This is a genomic window from Streptomyces africanus (genome assembly GCF_002150735.1).
GTDB classification, from domain to species: Bacteria; Actinomycetota; Actinomycetes; order Streptomycetales; family Streptomycetaceae; genus Streptomyces; species Streptomyces africanus.
Genome location: NZ_MUKA01000054.1, coordinates 1 through 18946 on the forward strand (window position 1 = coordinate 1; position 18946 = coordinate 18946).

At 72.3% G+C, this 18946-nt stretch carries 13 protein-coding genes; 10 read left to right on the forward strand and 3 right to left on the reverse strand.

Annotation, left to right across the window (positions count from 1 at the left end; all coding sequences use genetic code 11):
• A partial coding sequence (locus CCL05_RS07705) for a molybdopterin oxidoreductase family protein (protein WP_143589829.1) occupies window positions 1–2361 on the reverse strand: 2361 nt, incomplete at its 3' end.
• 194 nt (window positions 2362–2555) lie between these two features.
• Between CCL05_RS07705 and CCL05_RS07710 the strand changes: the two genes are divergently transcribed.
• The 4 genes from CCL05_RS07710 to CCL05_RS07725 all read left to right on the forward strand — a co-directional run bounded on the left by CCL05_RS07710 (window position 2556) and on the right by CCL05_RS07725 (window position 5155).
• Complete coding sequence (locus CCL05_RS07710; RefSeq protein WP_086559732.1) at window positions 2556–2951, forward strand: cell division protein SepF; 396 nt, start codon at window positions 2556–2558, stop codon at window positions 2949–2951.
• Window positions 2952–3038: 87 nt separating this feature from the next.
• Complete coding sequence (locus CCL05_RS07715) at window positions 3039–4187, forward strand: AAA family ATPase (RefSeq protein WP_086559733.1); 1149 nt, start codon at window positions 3039–3041, stop codon at window positions 4185–4187.
• Window positions 4184–4507 carry a nucleotide pyrophosphohydrolase gene (locus CCL05_RS07720; RefSeq protein ID WP_086559734.1) on the forward strand — a complete coding sequence of 108 codons (324 nt, stop codon included), beginning with the start codon at window positions 4184–4186 and terminating at the stop codon, window positions 4505–4507. Before CCL05_RS07715 ends, CCL05_RS07720 begins: the two co-directional genes overlap by 4 nt.
• Window positions 4508–4684: 177 nt before the next feature.
• Window positions 4685–5155, forward strand: a complete 471-nt coding sequence (locus CCL05_RS07725) for a DUF6099 family protein (protein ID WP_086559735.1) — start codon at window positions 4685–4687, stop codon at window positions 5153–5155.
• Between the two features lie 44 nt (window positions 5156–5199).
• Here the strand turns inward: CCL05_RS07725 and CCL05_RS45135 are convergent, their stop codons facing one another.
• A complete protein-coding gene (locus CCL05_RS45135; protein WP_167409526.1) occupies window positions 5200–5373 on the reverse strand; it encodes a hypothetical protein in 174 nt (57 codons plus the stop codon).
• Window positions 5374–5611: 238 nt separating this feature from the next.
• Between CCL05_RS45135 and CCL05_RS07730 the strand changes: the two genes are divergently transcribed.
• Window positions 5612–6535 (forward strand): LLM class F420-dependent oxidoreductase, encoded by a 924-nt coding sequence (locus tag CCL05_RS07730; protein WP_086559736.1) that lies wholly within the window; start codon window positions 5612–5614, stop codon window positions 6533–6535.
• A 94-nt stretch (window positions 6536–6629) separates the two neighbouring features.
• Here the strand turns inward: CCL05_RS07730 and CCL05_RS07735 are convergent, their stop codons facing one another.
• Window positions 6630–7436, reverse strand: a complete 807-nt coding sequence (locus CCL05_RS07735; RefSeq protein ID WP_279629925.1) for an SAM-dependent methyltransferase — start codon at window positions 7434–7436, stop codon at window positions 6630–6632.
• Between the two features lie 157 nt (window positions 7437–7593).
• Here CCL05_RS07735 and CCL05_RS07740 point away from each other — a divergent pair, with 157 nt between their 5' ends.
• The 5 genes from CCL05_RS07740 to fxsT all read left to right on the forward strand — a co-directional run bounded on the left by CCL05_RS07740 (window position 7594) and on the right by fxsT (window position 18908).
• The gene (locus CCL05_RS07740) at window positions 7594–9057 is read left to right on the forward strand and encodes a 3' terminal RNA ribose 2'-O-methyltransferase Hen1 (protein WP_086559738.1); all 1464 of its coding nucleotides are present in this window, start codon (window positions 7594–7596) and stop codon (window positions 9055–9057) included.
• Complete coding sequence (locus tag CCL05_RS07745) at window positions 9054–11594, forward strand: polynucleotide kinase-phosphatase (protein WP_086559739.1); 2541 nt, start codon at window positions 9054–9056, stop codon at window positions 11592–11594. The genes CCL05_RS07740 and CCL05_RS07745 overlap by 4 nt, the downstream gene beginning before the upstream one ends.
• 153 nt (window positions 11595–11747) lie before the next feature.
• Entirely contained in the window at window positions 11748–13265 is a 1518-nt protein-coding gene (locus CCL05_RS07750) for a VMAP-C domain-containing protein (RefSeq protein ID WP_086559740.1), read from the forward strand.
• A 16-nt stretch (window positions 13266–13281) separates the two neighbouring features.
• On the forward strand, window positions 13282–14373 hold the full coding sequence (locus CCL05_RS07755) for an AAA family ATPase (RefSeq protein ID WP_086559741.1): 1092 nt from the start codon (window positions 13282–13284) through the stop codon (window positions 14371–14373).
• 68 nt (window positions 14374–14441) lie between these two features.
• Window positions 14442–18908: an FxSxx-COOH system tetratricopeptide repeat protein gene (gene fxsT, locus CCL05_RS07760; RefSeq protein WP_341868244.1), complete on the forward strand. Its 4467-nt coding sequence runs from the start codon at window positions 14442–14444 to the stop codon at window positions 18906–18908.
• Window positions 18909–18946: the final 38 nt, after the last annotated feature.

Consider the following 18946-nt stretch of genomic DNA (forward strand, 5'->3'; position numbering starts at 1 on the left):
CGGAACGCCGGGGGCGCCCGAGCCGAGCCCGGCGAGGAAGCCGGTGAGGTACTGGCGTTCCTGGGCGGACAGGACCGGGGGAGGGGAGGGCTGGAGGCCGAACGGGTCGGTCCCGGCGGGGGTGACGGCCGTGGGCGTCAGCGTCCCGGCCGGTTCCTCGCCCACGGAGCCCGCCGCCTCGTGCCCGGACGCCTCTCGCACGGGCGTCGCCACCTTCGCCAGCGACACCGCGCACACCTTGAACTCCGGCTGGAACGACAGCGGATCCACCGCGTCGCTCGTCACCGCGTTGATGCTCAGGTACTCGCCGAACAGGTCGTTCCAGTGGAAGGGCGCGAAACAGCAGCCCGGCCGCACCCGGTCCGTCACCACCGCCGGCAGCACGGCCCGCCCGCGCCGCGAGGCGACCTCGACCAGATCGCCCTCGGCGACCCCGAGCGCGTCCGCGTCCCGCGGGTGGAGCTCCACGAACGGACCGGGGTTCAGCTTGTTGAGCTTGGCGACCTTCCCGGTCTTGGTGAGCGTGTGCCACTGGTGCTGCACCCGCCCGGTGTTGAGGACGAAGGGATAGTCGTCGTCCGGCAGCTCCGCGGCGGGCAGATGTGGCCGGGCGAAGAAGACGGCACGACCGCTCGCCGTCGGGAAGCGCAGCCCCTCGTCACCCACGTACCGGACGGGATTGCGCTCCGGCCCGTCCTCCCGCGCCGCCGGCCACTGCACGGGCGTCCGGCGCAACCGCTCGTAGGAGACACCGCGCAGATCCCACTGCGTCTTCGGGTTGTAAAACCGCCGGATCTCCTCGAAGACCTGCTCGGCGCTGTCGTACGAGAACCCCTTCTCGTACCCCATCGCGCACGCGACCTCCGCGATGATCCGCCAGTCGGCCATCGCCTCCCCGGGCGGATCCGCGGCGGCCCGGGTCAGGGTGAGGTTGCGCTCGCTGTTGACGAAGACGCCCTCCGCCTCGGTCCACATGGCGCCGGGCAGGACCACATCGGCGTACGCGTTCGTCTCGGTGTCCGCGAACACGTCCTGCGTGACGACGAACTCGGCGGCCTCCAGGCCCTCGATGACCGTACGGCGGTTGGCGACCGAGGCGACGGGGTTGGTGCAGATGATCCAGCAGGCCTTGATCTCCCCGTCGGCCATCTTCCGGAACATCTCGACGGTGCCCTGCCCGACCCCGTCGGCCCGCAGCGTCCCCGGCGGCAGCTCCCACACGTCCTCGGTGAACGCCCGCTCCTCCGGCACGAGCACCGACCGCTGCCCCGGCAGCCCCGGGCCCATGTAGCCCATCTCGCGCCCGCCCATGGCGTTGGGCTGGCCGGTGAGCGAGAACGGCCCGGCGCCCGGACGGCAGATCGCGCCCGTCGCCAGATGCAGGTTGACCAGGGCGTTGGTGTTCCAGGTGCCGTGCGTGGACTGGTTCAGCCCCATCGTCCAGCAGCTCATCCACTGCCGGCCGGCCTCGCCGATCAGCCGGGCGGCCCGGCGGATGTCGTCCTCGGCGAGCCCGGTGATCTCCGCGACCGCCGCCGGGGCGTAGTCGGCGAGGAACCCGGGCAGGTCCTCCCAGCCCTCGGTGTGGGCCGCGACGAACTCCGGGTCGGTGTGCCCGTCCTCGTGCAGCAGGTGCAGCAGGCCGTTCAGCAGCGCGAGGTCGGTCCCCGGCCGGATCTGGAGGAACAGGTCCGCCTTGGCCGCGGTCGCGGTCCGCCGCGGATCGACGACGATCAGCCTGGCGCCCGCCTTGACCCGCTCCATCATCCGCAGGAAGAGGATCGGATGGCAGTCGGCCATGTTCGAGCCGATGACGAGGAAGACGTCCGCCTGATCGAAGTCCTCGTACGAGCCGGGCGGCCCGTCCGCGCCCAGCGACAGCTTGTAGCCGGTGCCCGCGCTCGCCATGCACAGCCGCGAGTTCGACTCGATCGCGTTCGTCCCCACGAACCCCTTGGCCAGCTTGTTCGCCAGGTACTGCGCCTCCAGGCTCATCTGCCCGGACACATAGAAGGCGACCGCGTCCGGCCCGTGCGTGTCGACGATCGCCCGTAGCCGCGCGGCGGTCTCGGCGATCGCGTCGGAGACGGGCGAGGGCACCGGCTCCTCGCCCCGGTCGTCCCGGACCAGCGCGCTGGTCAGCCGGCCGGGGGCGGCGAGCAGGTCGGCCGTGGTCGCGCCCTTGGTGCACAGCCGGCCCGCGTTCGCCGGGTGAGCCTTGTCACCGGACGCCTTCAGGACCGTGCGCCGCCCGTCCGGCCCCATGGCGACATCGAGCACGAGACCGCAGCCCACCCCGCAGTACGAGCAGACGGTGCGCACCGCTTGCGTCTCCTGCTGGGGACGGGGCGTCGTGGTCATGCCGTCGACGGTACGAACGCCCCGTTACGCAGGTGTCACATCGCTTGATCACGAGGAGTTACGCCCGTCACACAGCCGTCTTCCGGCCGTTGTGAGGTGCATCGAGGTGGCGGAGCGTGTCGCAGTTGGGCCGAACGGGTGACCGTACGCAAGAATTGGCCGATGGAGACAGCCAGCGCGAGCCAGGACGGAGCATGCCGGTGAACAGCCACGATGTCACCGACGAACAGTGGGAGGGGCTCGCCCAGGTCGTGCCGCTGCGGGGCCGGGACGCCTGGCCGTCGTCCGTCGGCCACCGGTCCATGCCCGAGGCCGAGACGGAGGCGCGACGCCGCTTCGTCCTGTTGCGGGTGAACGTCTTCGCCGACGCCCGTGACGTCGCCGAGACCCTGATGGCGGGCGTGCCGGTGCTGCTCGACCTGACCGGCGCGGAGACGGAGGTCGCCAAGCGCGTCCTCGACTTCAGTACCGGTGTCGTCTTCGGCCTGGCGAGCGGAATGCACCGGGTGGACCGCAACGTGTTCCTGCTGACGCCGGCGGGGACCGAGGTGACGGGACTGATGGAGGGGGTCGGGGTTCCCGGGGTGTGACGCCCGTCGGGGGCCGGGTCGCCCGATCGTAGGAAGCCCCAGGAGACGGAACGGTTCGTCCCGCGGGCGGAGTCCTACGGTCCGGACATGACCCAGCCCCCCGCTCCCACGCCTCCGGCCTCGCTCGTACGGCCGCGCATCACCGAACTGCGGCTCTCCGCCTTCGCCGGCCACCGGCGCGCCGCTCTCCCGCTCGGGCCGCTCACGCTCCTCGCTGGTGCCAGCGGCTGCGGCAAGTCGACCGCGCTGCGGGCGTACGAGGCGCTCGCCCGGCTCGGGGGAGGCGCGGCGCTCGGCGAGGCGTTCCCGGACCCCGTCGCCTGTGTACCGGAGCGGGCCCGGCCCGACGCGCAGCGCCGCCGCGGCTTCCGTATCGGCTGTACGGCCGACGGGCCCGCCGGCCCGGTCCGGCTCGATGTCGCCGTGCAGGCCGAGCCTCAACTGCGCGTCGTGGGCGAGCGGTTGACGGCCGACGGGCTGGTGCTGCTGGAGACGGCCCTGCGCGACCCCGGGAAGCGGGCCGTGCAGGCCGCCTGGCACACGGCCGGACCGACGCCGGTGACCCGTGGCCCGCTGCCGGACGACCGGCTCGGCACCGCCCTGCTGCCGCTGCGCGTGGCAGGCCGGACGCCCGGGCAGCGCAGGGTGCTGTCCGCAGCCGAGCAGATGGTCGTCGCCCTGCGCTCCGCCTTCGCCTGCGATCCCGACCCCGGCCGGATGCGCGGCCCCGTGCCGGCCGGTTCCGGGCGGCTCCTGCGTGGCTGCGGCAACCTCGCCGACGTCCTGCTGCGCACGCGCTCCGAGTGCGGACACCGGCACACGCAGTTCGTCGCCGCGGTCCGGGCCGGCTGCGCGGGGCCGGTGGCGGACGTGCTCGCCGAGCCACTGGACGACGGGACGGTGCGGGCGGTGCTCGACCGGGGCGACGGCGTCCGGACCGGGCTGCGGCGGCTCGGTGACGGTGAACTGCGGTACACGGCCCTGGCCTTGGTGCTGCTCACCGGCCCCGGGGTGCTGGAGGTCGACCCGGCCAGTGAGGTGCCCGCCGCCCTCCAGACGCTCACCGTCCTCGCCGACGGCTTCGACCGGGGACTCGACCCCGGCCAGCGGGGCGAACTGCTGCGGCTCGCGGTCCGGATGTGCGAGCGCGGTCACGTCCGGCTGGTCGGCGCGGTGAGCGACCCGTCGTGGGCCGCCGGGACCGACGGGGTCACGGTGGTACACCTGAAGCCGTGACAGAACCTCTCGACGTGGCGAAACTGCAGCGCCGGCTGGCCGAGTTCGCGGCCGCGCGGAACTGGCAGCCCTACCACACCCCCAAGAACCTGGTCGCCGCGCTCAGCGTGGAGGCGTCCGAACTGGTCGAGATCTTCCAGTGGCTGACGCCCGAGGAGTCGGCCCGTGTCATGAGCGATCCGGACACCGCGCACCGGGTCACGGACGAGGTCGCCGACGTGCTCGCGTATCTGCTCCAGCTGTGCCAGGTGCTCGGCATCGACCCGCTGGCCGCACTGGACGCGAAGATCGACCGGAACGAACGGAGGTTCCCGATCTAGGAGTCGCACAGTCCACTTGTACTCTGTGTAACCAAAATGCAGCCCGAATCCGAATTGTTGTCCGCAGATTTCCGTCTTCCTCTGGCTTTTCGTCTCACACCCCTTCACTCTGGGTAGTGAACAAGGGAGTCGGGCGGACGGACGCGCGAAGCGCGTCGGACAGGACGGGGGCAGCGCATGGACGCGGTGCGGCTCATCATGACGAGCAGGCGGTCCCTGGCGGCGGGCGGCGACGTGCCGGGAATCCTGGCCGAGGTGTGGCAGGCGCAGGCCCTCGCACAGGCGATAGGAAGCCGCCTCGCGGTCGCCGGCCCGCCCGAACTGCGCGGCGAGGCACTGGGGTTGACGGAGCTGGCGGGCCGCGGCTGCGGTGTCCTCGACCCGCCCGAACTGGCCCCCGGTGAGCTGCGGGCGGGCCGGCTCACCGAGTTGGGCGACGCCCGCCACACCCTGATGTGCCTCGGCGGCCTCCTCGGCGAGGTCGGCATCGCCCTCGTGGGCCTCGCCAGCGCCGCGGACGACGAGGGCGCGTACTGGCAGTGCATGGAAGCCATCGACGCGGCGGACGAGTCCCGGGACCGCGTCCTGGAAATGCTCCGCAGACTCGCGGACCGGGAACAGGCGCTGCCGGAGAAGGAGGCGGGGTAGCGGCCGCCGAAGGCCGGTCCCGGCCCGCCCCGCCGGAGCGGACCTCAGCCGACTGGCTCCTCCTCGCCCGGCCTCCGGTCGGCGTCCCCCGCCGCCTGAAGATCCGCGTCCAGCGCCGACAGGTCCGCGTTCAGCGCCGCCATCAGCTCCTCCATCTGCTGCAACAGCCCTTTCGGCTGCCCGGTCCCGCCCTGCTGCGGCACGGTCTCTTCGGACATGACGGCCTCCTCGGCCCCTGGCCCCCGGGGAGGCCGACGCGGGTGACGCCCCGGCGCTCACCGGCCGGTGCGGAAGCCGGGGGCTCCGGCTCCGCCCGAGCCAACGATCATCAACGGGGCCGGTCACTGGCCCGGTCACGCGGGACCCGCGGTATGGACGTAATTTCACCCGACCGGGGACCGGGCGGGGCGGGGGTCCGATCGCGTCGTCCCACGGCCCGGCGTGCAGGATGGAAGCATGGATCTTCGCATCTTCACCGAGCCCCAGCAGGGGGCCACCTACGACACTCTGCTCACCGTGGCCAAGGCCACGGAGGAGCTCGGCTTCGACGCATTTTTCCGTTCCGACCACTATCTCCGCATGGGCTCCGTGGACGGCCTGCCCGGCCCCACCGACGCCTGGATCACGCTGGCCGGACTCGCCCGCGAGACCAAGCGCATCCGGCTCGGCACCCTGATGACCGCCGGCACCTTCCGCCTGCCCGGCGTGCTCGCCATCCAGGTCGCGCAGGTCGACCAGATGTCCGGCGGCCGGGTCGAGCTCGGCCTCGGCGCGGGCTGGTTCGAGGAGGAGCACAAGGCCTACGGCATCCCGTTCCCCAAGGAGAAGTTCGCCCGCCTCGAGGAACAGCTGGAGATCGTCACCGGCCTGTGGTCGACGGACCTCGGCAAGACCTACGACTTCCACGGCACCTACTACGACCTCACGGACTCTCCCGCGCTGCCCAAGCCCGCGCAGGAGAAGATCCCCGTGCTCGTCGGCGGCCACGGCGCCACCCGCACCCCGCGACTGGCCGCGAAGTACGCCGACGAGTTCAACATCCCGTTCGGCTCGATCGAGGACAGTGAGCGCCAGTTCGGCCGGGTCCGTGCCGCCGCCCAGGAGGCCGGCCGCAGCGGTGACGACCTCGTCTACTCCAACGCCCTCGTCGTCTGCGTCGGCCGGGACGACCAGGAGGTCGCCCGCCGGGCCGAGGCGATCGGCCGCGAGCCCGGCGAACTGAGGCTCAACGGCCTGGCGGGTACCCCGGCCGAGGTCGTCGACAAGATCGGCCGCTACGCCGAGATCGGCGCGAGCCGCATCTACCTCCAGATCCTCGACCTGGACGACCTCGACCACCTGGAGCTGATCTCCTCGCAGGTGCAGTCCCAGCTGTCGTAAGGCCTGTACGGCCCGACAGCGGGACGGCCGTCCGGCGGATCGGGCGTGGAGCGCGATCCGCCGGACAGCCGTCCGTCGAGGCCCGCGCCGCCCGTCAGGGCTTGCGGCCGACCGCCACGTAGAGGGGCATCTCCTCGCCCTCGCCGCCGGTCTGTTCCCCGAGCTCGGGATGCCACCGAGCGGCCAGTGCCACCCCCGGCTCCACCAGCTCAAGTCCCGTGAAGAACGCCGAGAACTCGGCACGGGAGCGCACCTGCGCCGCCGTCCCGCCCTTGCGGTAGACCTCGACGACCCGCTCCCAGGTCTCCGGGTCGAAGTCGCCGGTGGCGTGCGAGAGCGTCACGTAGCTTCCGGACGGCAGGGGTTCGAGAAGCTCGCGGACGATCCGGGCGGGCTCGTCCTCGTCCCCCACCAGGTGCAGCAGGGCGACGAGGGACAGCGCGATCGGCTGAGTGAAGTCGAGGGTCTCCCGTGCCGCCGCGATGATCTTCCCCGGTTCCCGTACGTCGCCGTGGACGTAGGCGGTCCTTCCCTCCGGCGTGCTGTGCAGCAGGGCCTGGGCGTGCCGGAGGACGATCGGATCGTTGTCCGCGTACACCACCCGGGCCTCCGGGACGGTCTCCTGGACGATCTGGTGCAGGTTCGGCTCGGTCGGAATGCCGGTTCCGATGTCGAGGAACTGCCGGACGCCTCGCCCGGCCAGCAGCCGGGAGGCGCGGTGCATGAACAGGCGGTTGGTCCGCGCCAGTTCCCTGGCGGCGGGGAAGAGGGATATCACCTGCTCCGCCGCCTCCGCGTCGACCGGGTAGTTGTCCTTCCCGCCGAGGTAGTAGTCGTACATGCGTGCCGAGTGGGGTTTGCCGGTGTCGATGTGTCCCCCGCTGGTCCCGGCGTCTGTCACGTGAGGCCTCCGCATCTGCGCGTGGGCGCCCTCCCGAATCCCCCTCGAACGCCCGGTCGATCAGGAGGCTAGCGAAAATTCCCGGGTGCCGCCGGTGCCCGCTCTGTACGGTGGGGCGTATCCGCAGTTCAGACCACTGATCAAAGGTCGACCCACCGTGTTTCTGACCATCACGACCACCGGCACCCCGGAGCACCCCGCCACCGAACTCGGCTTCCTGCTGCACAAGCATCCCGAGAAGGCGCAGGCGTTCTCCACCTCCTACGGCACGGCCCACGTCCTCTACCCCGAGGCCGACGACCGGCGCTGCACGGCGGCGCTGCTGCTGGAGGTCGACGCGGTGGCCCTGGTCCGGCGCGGCAAGGGCAAGGGCCGGGGCGGCGCCCCGGACGCGGCACTCGCGAGTTACGTCAACGACCGCCCGTACGCCGCCTCCTCCCTCCTCGCCGTGGCGCTGAGCGGCGTGTTCTCCAGCGCGATGAAGGGCGTCTGCAACGCCCGGCCCGAACTGCCCGCCGTGCCCCGGCCGTTGCGCATCGAGGTGCCGGCGCTGCCCGCCCGGGGCGGCCCCGCGCTGGTACGACGGCTCTTCGAGCCGCTGGGCTGGACGGTCACCGCCGAGCCCGTGCCGCTGGACACCGCATTCCCGCAGTGGGGCGACTCGCGCTACGTCCGGCTCGAACTGGAGTCCGCGGACCGCACCCTCGCCGAGGCCCTGCGCCACCTCTACGTCCTGCTGCCGGTCCTGGACGACGCCAAGCACTACTGGGTCGCCTCCGACGAGGTCGACAAGCTGCTGCGCGCCGGCGAGGGCTGGCTGCCCGGCCACCCGGAGCAGAAGCTGATCACCAGCCGCTACCTCTCGCGCCGCTGGTCGCTGACCCGGCAGGCGACGGAGCGGCTGGAGCTGGTGCGGCTGGCGGAGGCGGACGACAGCGAGGTCGAGGAGATCGACAACGCGGTGGAGGCGGAGACCGAGACCGAGGAGCGGCCGACCCCGCTGGCCGTGCAGCGCCGGGAGGCGATCACGGCCGCGCTCAAGTCGTCCGGTGCCGCCCGGGTGCTCGATCTCGGCTGCGGCCAGGGGCAGTTGGTGCAGGCGCTGCTCAAGGACCCGGCGTTCACGGAGATCGTGGGCCTGGACGTGTCGATGCGCGCGCTCACCATCGCGTCCCGGCGGCTGAAGCTGGACCGCATGGGGGAGCGGCAGGCCGCGCGCGTCAAGCTCCTCCAGGGCTCGCTCGCCTACACGGACAACCGGCTCAAGGGGTACGACGCCGCCGTGCTCAGCGAGGTGATCGAGCACCTCGACCTGCCCCGGCTGCCCGCCCTGGAGTACGCCGTGTTCGGCGCAGCACGGCCCAGGACCGTCCTCGTGACGACCCCGAACGTCGAGTACAACGTGCGCTGGGAGAGCCTCCCGGCCGGCCACGTCCGGCACGGCGACCACCGCTTCGAGTGGACCCGTGCGGAGTTCCGGGCCTGGGCGCAGGCGGTGGCCGAACGGCACGGATACGGGGCCGAGTTCGTACCCGTCGGCCCGGACGACCCGGAGGTGGGACCGCCCACCCAGATGGCCGTGTTCACCCTGACCACCCCGAAGGAGGCGAAGGCGGCATGACCGACGTACGCGAGGGGCGGGTCCTGCCCGTCACCGACCTCTCCCTGGTGGTGCTCGTCGGCGCCTCCGGCTCCGGCAAGTCCACGTTCGCGCGCAGGCACTTCAAGCCGACCGAGATCATCTCGTCGGACTTCTGCCGCGGTCTCGTCTCGGACGACGAGAACGACCAGAGCGCCACCAAGGACGCCTTCGATGTCCTGCACTACATCGCGGGCAAGCGCCTCGCGGCCGGCCGCCGCACCGTCGTGGACGCGACCAGCGTGCAGTCCGACGCCCGCCGTCAGCTCGTCGAGCTGGCCAGACGGTACGACGTGCTGCCGATCGCCATCGTGCTCGACGTGCCCGAGGAGGTGTGCGCCGAGCGCAACGCGGCCCGCACCGACCGCGCGGACATGCCCCGCAGGGTCATCCAGCGCCACACCCGCGAACTGCGCCGCTCCCTCAGGCACCTGGAGCGCGAGGGCTTCCGCAAGGTGCACGTCCTGCGCGGCGTGGAGGACGTCGAGACCGCCACCGTCGTCACCGAGAAGCGCTTCAACGACCTGACCCACCTCACCGGCCCCTTCGACATCATCGGCGACATCCACGGCTGCTCCGCCGAACTGGAGTCGCTGCTCGGCAAGCTGGGCTACACCGACGGCGTCCACCCCGAGGGCCGGACCGCCGTCTTCGTCGGCGACCTGGTCGACCGGGGCCCCGACAGCCCGGGCGTCCTGCGCCGCGTGATGGCCATGGTGAAGTCGGGCAACGCCCTGTGCGTGCCGGGCAACCACGAGAACAAGTACGGGCGGTACCTCAAGGGCCGCAAGGTCCAGCACACCCATGGCCTCGCCGAGACCATCGAGCAGATGGCGGGCGAGAGCGAGGAGTTCGCCGCCGAGGTACGGCAGTTCATCGACGGCCTCGTCAGCCACTACGTCCTCGACGGCGGCCGCCTGGTCGTCTGCCACGCCGGGCTGCCCGAGAGGTACCACGGCCGCACCTCCGGCCGGGTCCGCAGCCACGCCCTGTACGGCGACACGACCGGGGAGACCGACGAGTTCGGCCTGCCGGTGCGCTACCCGTGGGCGGAGGAGTACCGGGGCCGGGCGGCCGTCGTCTACGGCCACACCCCGGTCCCGGAGGCCACCTGGCTCAACAACACCATCTGCCTGGACACCGGCGCCGTCTTCGGCGGCAAGCTCACCGCGCTGCGCTGGCCGGAGCGCGAGCTGGTCGACGTCCCCGCCGAGCGGGTCTGGTACGAGCCGGCGAGGCCGCTGCGCTCCGAGGCCCCCGGCGGGCAGGACGGCCGCCCGCTGGACCTGGCGGACGTGCGGGGCCGGCGGGTCGTGGAGACCCGGCACCAGGGCCGGATCTCGATCCGCGAGGAGAACGCGGCGGCGGCCCTGGAGGTCATGAGCCGCTTCGCGGTGGACCCGCGGCTGCTGCCGTACCTCCCGCCGACGATGGCCCCGACCGCGACCTCAAACGTCGAGGGCTACCTGGAGCACCCGGCGGAGGCCTTCGCGCAGTACGCGGCGGACGGTGTCGCCCGGGTCGTGTGCGAGGAGAAGCACATGGGATCCAGGGCGGTCGCCCTGGTGTGCCGTGACGCGGAGACGGCCCGCAAGCGCTTCGGCGTCGACGGCCCCACGGGTTCCCTCTACACCCGCACCGGCCGCCCGTTCCTCGACGACGACGCCCTCACCGAGGAGATCCTCGGCCGAGTGCGCACGGCGATCGGCGAGGCCGGGCTCTGGGACCAGTTGGAGACGGACTGGCTGCTGCTGGACGCCGAGCTGATGCCCTGGTCGCTGAAGGCGTCCGGGCTGCTGCGGTCGCAGTACGCCGCCGTGGGCGCCGCGTCCGGCGCGGTGCTCCCCGGCGCGCTGGCCGCACTGGAGGGAGCGGCGGCACGGGGCGTCGACGTGACCGGGCTGCTGTCCCGCACCCGCGAACGGTCCGCCGACGCGGCCGCGTTCACCGAGGCGTACCGCCGCTACTGCTGGACCACGGACGGCCTGGACGGCGTCCGCCTGGCACCGTTCCAGATCCTCGCGGTCCAGGGCCGCAGCCTCGCCGGACTGCCGCACGACGAGCAGCTCGCCCTGCTCGACCGGCTCGTCGAGCACGACGGCAGCGGCCTGCTCCAGACCACCCGGCGGCTCTACGTCGACACCGCCGACCCGCAGTCCGTGCGGGCCGGTGTCGACTGGTGGCTGGAGATGACCGGCCGCGGCGGCGAGGGCATGGTCGTCAAGCCCGTCGGCGCACTCGTGCGGGACAACCAGGGCCGCCTGGTGCAGCCCGGCATCAAGTGCCGGGGCCGCGAGTACCTGCGGATCATCTACGGCCCCGAGTACACGCGCCCGGAGAACCTGGCCCGCCTGCGCTCGCGGTTCCTCAACCACAAGCGGTCCCTGGCGATCCGCGAGTACGCGCTCGGCCTGGAGGCCCTGGACCGGCTGGCCGGGGGCGAGCCGCTGTGGCGGGTGCACGAGGCGGTGTTCGGGGTGCTGGCGCTGGAGTCGGAGCCGGTGGACCCGAGGCTGTGACCCGTGGAGCCGACTTCCGGCCGGAGGCGCGCACCTGGCGCGAACCTGGCCGGAAGTCGTGAGCCCGGTCCCAACCGTCCCTGGTGAACCGTTGGTTGCCGTGCTAACTTCGCTGGTCGGTCAGGCAGGTGAACCGACTCAGGGGGAAAGTCGGTGCGGACAGGTGCGGCCGCCGGCGATCCCGGTGGCGACGGCGGGCATCAGCCGCCCTTCGAGCTGCTGTTACAGCTCACCGAAGTCCTCAGCGAGCTGGGCTGCGTGGAGGACGCGCCGAGCCGGGTGCAGTTCGCCGGCCTGCTGGGAGGCCAGCTCGGCCGGCAGGTGGACATCCGCGGCGTCAGGCTCCGTGAGGACGTCGTGACTCTGGTGACCGCCGCGCTGAGTGTGGCGGGCGGGGAACACGTACTGGTCGGCGTGGTCCGCATCCTCGAAGGCGCCCCGGCCGGAGACGAACTCGCACGGCTGATCGCCCCCGCCCCCGCCCTGCCCGGACCGCTGTCCAAGGAGGACGAGAAGAGCGCCCGCGTCGCGCTCACCCGCGGCGACCTGCCCGCCGCACGGTTACGGGACGGTCTGGCCGAGGAACTCGTCGGCGTCGACCTCCCCGACGGGCTCACCCCCGAACAGCTCTTCGCGCACCTTCTCGAATGGAACGCACAGGACGACGGCCTGCCGCCCGCCGTCGTCCTCCTCGATCACGCGGCCCGTCTCGCCCGGACCCTCGACCACCGCCTCGCGCTGACCGCCTGGGTCGAGGACTGGGCCGGACGCGAGGGCCTGACCGCCGAACTGGCCGGACGCCGGGAGAGACGTGCCGAGGTGGTGTGGTCGCCCGACATCCCGCGCACCCTCGTCGTCGCCGTCGAACCGGCCCGGGACGGCAGCACGGACGTGGTCGTGCGGACCTGGACCAACGCGACCCCGGGCCGGTGGGACCCACGCCCCGGGGAGCCCGACACGATCCCCCTGGACGGCCTCGGCGAAGCGGTGGACGAGGCGCTCCGGAGCGGCACCCGGCTCTGGCTGGTGCCCCGCGAACCGGACCGGAGCGGACTCCAGGAGCCGCCTGCGTACATAGAGTTCATCCTTCCGTACGACCTGCTGAACCACGATGTGGCGGGGTTGACGTTCGCCATCGGCGACGGTCAGCCCACTCCGCTCGGCCTGCGGTACGGGGTCCATCTACGCAGTCTCGAACGCATGCGTACGGACAACGCCGTGGTCCGGCAGCAGTGGAAGCGGCGTTGGGCGGCTCTGAAGCAGCACGGGATCACGGTGCACGCCTGGAGACAAGCGGACGCCCGGCGGCTGCGCGCGTGGCAGATCGCGCTCGCCGGGGAATCGAGAAGTACGGCAGTGCTGTTGGACGCGCCGACCGGGGCGCCGGCCCGGGAGGCACTCAAAGCGGCGATCGCGGAGGGGATCGGGCTGGCTGTCTGGGACCGCAGAGGTGTGTTCATAGAGGAACGGCGCGAAGTGGTGACCGCGGTCTTCGCGGCCGTCACGATGCCCGTGCAGCTTCCTTCCGTCATTCACCGCATGCGCAGGAACGCCGAGAGTGGCGCGGAGAACGCTGTCCAGTACCTGGCCCGGAACGTCGGATTCCTGTGGGACGACCCCACCCGAGTCGTCGACATCCAGGCCACCGACCCCGGCGATCTCGCCAGCTGACCTAGGAGGCTTCGGCATGAGCGCACAGGAACGGACGGCAGCGGAGGACTGGCGGGTGTTCCACGCCACCGGGGGCCCGCGCGACGCCCCGCCCGTGCTGCCGGACCCGCCGCCCTGGCGGAGGTTCCGAGGCGGCCCGGTCGAGACCCCGCCCCCGGACGACGCCGAGGCCGAGCTGCGCCGCCTGGGGTCCGGCGGTCTCACACCCCAGCTCGACGAGGAGCAGATAGACACGGTCAACGCCGCCCTGCTGCTGCGCCGCCCGCTGCTGATCACCGGCCCTCCCGGCGTCGGCAAGTCGACGCTCGCCTACCTGATCTCGCGTGAGCTGGGGCTCGGCCGGGTGCTGGAATGGAACATCGTGAGCCGGACCAGCCTGCGTGACGGCTTGTACGTCCACGACGCCATGGGCCGTGCCCAGGCCATCGCCGCCTGGCAGGCGGGCCTGCGCGACGCGGACCGGACGCAGCCGGTGTTCGAAGACGGCGAACAGACCGTCAACCACACGACGCCGTCAAAAGATCGTCAACTTGCGCCGGTTATAGGCGAGTTCATTACACTGGGGCCCCTGGGAACCGCCTTGCTGCCCTACGAACGGCCCCGGGTGCTTCTCGTCGACGAACTCGACAAGAGCGACATCGACCTGCCGAACGACCTGTTGCACGTTCTGGAGAATGGAAGTTATGAGGTTCCGGAGCTGGTGCGCGACGCCGCCGACACCGCGAGCGTGCACACCAGCGACCCGGGGGGCCGGGCCGTGGTGCGCGGCGGGCGGGTCGAGTGCCGGGAGTTCCCGGTCGTGGTGATCACCAGCAACGGGGAGCGGGAATTCCCCGCCGCCTTCCGCCGCCGCTGTCTGCCGATGGAGATGCACACACCCACCCGGGAGCAACTACTGGCCATGGTGGAAGGGCACTTGGGACTCAGGCCGCGAGGCACCGAAGACCTCGTCGACCTGTTCGTTCAGCGGATCCAGGCGGGTGGTGTCCACTCCCTCGACCAGTTGCTCAACGCTGTCCAGATGACTACCGCGGGTGGTTTTCAGGCGGACGGTGACGGGCGTAAGCTCGTCGAAATGCTGCTCCGCGACCTCGCGAAGGGCCGCTGATGACCCGGGAGCGCGCATCCGGACCGGGCGACGGGGATCCCGCATCGGGATCGTCGCCGCCTCCTTCGGTGTCCCCCGAGCCGCTCGCGCGTGCGAGCGAGCGCGGAGACCGGGTCGCCGCTCCCGATCACTTCGTCCCGCGCTGGCAGGAGTTCGCCGACGCGGTGTGGCTCGCCGCGCACTGGAGCCGGTACGCAGGTCCCGGCAGCGCGCCTCCGGAGGCGCCGGCCCAGGCGGCAGAGGACGCGAGCCCACAGGGCGCAATCCCGCAGGACGCACTCCCGCAGGAAACCGACGCCGACGCCGGACGACCGGACCGGCCACCGGCGGACGACGACGCACTCCCCGGTCTGCCCGCGGCCGGCGACGCCCTCCCTCCCCAGCCGCCACCCACGAGCCACGCCCCCGACGCGCCGGTCCCTTCCGCCGACCGGACCGTCGCCCGGGCCGTGAGCCGCTTGTTACCCCACCCCGAAGGCCGCTTCACCCTGCGCCTCGGGCCGCCGCTGCTGCCCCAGGCCGGACCCGACCCGTCCGGCCCCGGCCGCGTCACGGCCCTGCTCGCACGCGCCCTGCACCAGCTGGCCCGCCGCATCCCCTCCCGCGACAGGCTGGAGCTGGACGAGGAGACCACCGCCGAACAGGGCCTCGTCGACGGGCTGTGGATGCCGTTTCTGCGGCCCGCCCGGGTCTCCGCCTTCGACCTGGTGCTGCTGCTCGACGACGCGCCCACGATGCGGATCTGGGAGGAGAGCGCCGCGCGCCTGGCCCACGCTGCCGAGCACAGCGGTGCCTTCCGGAGCGTGCGCACCCTCCGGGTGAACGTGCCGCGCACCGGTACCGCCACCCTGCGCTGGTCCACGGGACGGGCCGTCACCGACCCCGCCGAACTGCTCGACGGCCGGGGCAGCCGGATCTTCCTCGTCGTCACCGACGGACTCGCCCACGGCTGGGCCGCCACCGCCGCCGACCAGCTCCTCGGCCGCCTCGCCCACGCCGGCCCCACCGCCCTCGTCCATCTGCTGCCGCCGCATCTGCGCCACCGCTCCTCGCTCTACCCGTACCCGGCCGTCCTGGAGGCCGGCGGGTTCGGAGCCCCCAACGGCAGCCTCGGGCACTGGGCGCCGCCCGGCGGCCCCGACCCCATGCGGCCCCTGCCCGAAGCGGGCGACGGCTCCGTCGCCGTCCCGGTGCTCTCCCTGAAGCCCGCCTCCCTCGCCGCCTGGTCCGATCTGGTCACCGGTGGGCGCGGCGTGCGCCGTTCACTGCCCGTGGTGCTGGCGGGCGCCCTGAGCAAGGGCGCGCCCGCTCCCGGGCTGCGCGCCCCGCGCCTCCCGCGCGCCGCCACGGCCGCCGTACGGCGCTTCTTCAGCCTGGCCACCCCCTCCGCCCGCCGGCTCGCCACCCAACTCGCCGCCGTGCCCTTCGACTTCGACCTCGTCGAGCAGCTGCGGCGCCGCGTCATGCCGGAGGCCGGCCCCGACCACCTCGCCGAGATCCTGATGGGCGGGCTGATCGACTGGGAGGGCGGAGAGGAGGGGCGCCCCGAGTTCGCCGAGGGCGTCCGGGAGGCGCTGCTCGCGACCACCACGCGCAGCCAACTCGCCCAGACGGTCAGCGTGGTGGGCGAGCTGCCCGCCGCGGGGGAGCGGGGCGTCGCCCTGCGCGCCGCCCTGCACGACCCGCAGCGGACCCGGCTGCCCGACCCCGCCGACCGCGGCTGGGCGCGCAGCGAACTGGCCGTGATGCGAGCCCTGTCGGGGCCCTACTCCGAGCGGGCCCGGCGCATCGAACCGAATCTGTCCCGGAACCCGCCCGCCGCCGCGGCGGAACAGGTGGAGAACAGCGCGTCCGCCCATCCACCCCCACAGGTGAATAATCCGGACGAAGCGACTCCATCCAGCCCAACCGACATCAACCCGGAATCGGCTCAGTCCGATCCGACCGGAGAATCCGCGCCGTCCGAGACGGCCGGCGCCCACCCACAACAGACCCCGGAGGCAGAGCCGCTCATGCAGCGCACCACGACCGCAACGCCGGCCCTACTGGTGAACGTGCCCATGCGCAACACCTCGTTCGTCGGCCGTCAGGCGCTGCTGAGGGCCGTGGAGGAGCAGCTCGCCGCCCAGGACACCGCGGCCGTGCTGCCCAACGCCCTGCACGGCCTCGGCGGCGTCGGCAAGTCCCAGCTGGCGCTGGAGTACATCTACACCCACCAGCGCGACTACCGGATCATCTGCTGGATCCCCGCCGAGCGCGAGAGCCTCATCCTGGCGGCGCTGTCCTCCCTCGCCTCCCAGCTGGGCGTCGCCCCGGCCGGTCAGGACAGCCTGGGCGCCGCCGCGGCCAACACCGCCGTGCCCGCCGTCCTGGAGGCGCTGCGCACGGGGACGCCGTACGACAACTGGCTGCTGGTCTTCGACAACGCCGAGGACATCGAGGCGGTGCGCGGCTACTTCCCGCACAACGGGCCGGGCAAGGTCATCGTCACCTCCCGGAACCGGGGCTGGGAACGGGTGGCCACCTCGCTGCCGGTGAACGTCTTCGAGCGCGACGAGTCCATCGAACTGCTCCAGAAGCGCGCCAAGGACCTGCCCCGGGACGACGCCGACCGGCTCGCCGAGGCGCTCGGTGACCTGCCGCTCGCCGTGGAGCAGGCGGGCGCCTGGCTCGGGGTGACCGGCATGGAGGTCGACGAGTACCTCGAACTGCTCGCCCAGCGCAGCCCGGAGATCCTGGAGATCGAGCAGAGCCCCGACTACCCGGTCTCCGTCGCCGCCGCCTGGGACATCTCCCTGGAGCGCATCAGGGAGAACAATCCGGGCGCCCGCCAGCTCCTCGACATCTGCGCCAGCATGGCTCCCGAGCCGATCCCGAGGTCGATCCTGCGCAGCAGCCGGGGCGTCAACATCACGCCCGAGATCGACCCGATGCTGCGCGAGCCGATCAAACTGAACCGCGCCATCCGCGACCTCAGCCAGTTCTCCCTGCTCAGGGTCGACTCTCGCGCGGGCACCCTGCAGATGCACCGCCTGCTCCAGACCGTGCTCCTCGCCAAGCTGAGCGAAGAGGAACGCGAGAGGATGCGGGACGCCGCCCACCAACTGCTGTCCGCCGCCAACCGGGGCCCCTACGGATCCTCCCAGGAGTGGCGCGACTACCAGGCGCTGCTGCCCCACGTCCTCGCCTCCCAGGCCGTGACCAGCACCGACCCCTATGTGCGCGACCTGGTCTACGACACGATGTGGTTCCTCTACTACTGGGGCGACCACGAGGGCGCCGCGGCCTTCGGCCGGCAGGCGTGGAGCGCCTGGCTCGCCGCCTCGGGCGAGGAGGACATCTATGTCATCCGCATGACCAAGGGCTTCGCGTTCCTGCTGCGCCAGGTGGGTCAGATCGCCGAGTCGATCCCGCTCACCGAGAAGGCGCTGGAGGTCTCCCGCCGCGTGCAGGTCGAGACGGAGGAACTGATCGACTCCCTGTGCGAGATGTCCGACGCCCACCGGTACCAGGGCCGGTTCCAGGAAGCGCGGGACCTAGGCAAGGAGGCCACCGAGCTGGGCCGTTCCCTGTTCGGCCCCGAGGATCCGGCCACGTTGCGGGGCAGCCACAGCTGGGGCGTCGACCTGAGACTGTGCGGGGAGTTCAGGGAGGCGCTGCCACTGGACGAGGAGACCGCCCGCCAGCGCGACATGCTGCTCGGCGAATCCAGCTTCTTCACGCTCAACACCCTGCACTGTGTCGCCATCGACATGCGTGAGGCGGGCCAGTACCCCAAGGCGCGCGAATGGCAGGAGGACGTCTTCCGCAGGGCGTTCACCGCGCTCGGCGAGAAGCACCCCCTGACCCTGCGTATCGCCCGCGACCTCGCGGTTTGCCGCCGCCGGGACGGAGACCTCGCCGAGGGCGCCAAGCTCGCCGAGGAGACCCTGCTCAACTTCAAGTCCCGCTACGGCGACGAGCACCTCGACTCGCTGACCACGGCGACCAACGTCTGTGTCGACCGCCGTCTGTCCGGGGACCTGGAGGGTTCCCGGCGCCTCGCGGAGTCCACCGTGGCCAGGCTGGTGCGGCGCCTCGGACCGGACCACGCGCACACGCTGGCGGCCAGGGCGAACCAGGCCGCCACCGAGCGGGCCCTGGGCGCCCTGGACACCGCGCAGGAACTGGAGGACGACGTCGAGCGCCGGCTCGGTGACACGGTCGGGGCGCACCACGTCATCACCCTCACCGTCGGCATCGGCCGGGCCAACACCGCGTACGCCCGGCTCGACTTCGAGCGGGCGCACGCCATCGACTCCGCCAACCTGCCGCTGCTGGAGGAGGTGGCGGGCGGGGACCATCCGCTCACCCTCTCCTGCACCTCCAACCTCGCCCTCGATCTGCGGGGCCTCGGACGGGCCGACGAGGCGGACGTGCTCCAGCGCAAGGCCGTGGAGGGCCTCGCCGCGGTGCTGCGCAACGACCACCCCTGGCTCCAGGCCGCCCGCCAGCGCCGCCGCATCGAGTGCGACATCGCGCCCATGCCCATGTGACCACCGGTATCCAAGGGCAGTCGTGTCACGGGGGGGCG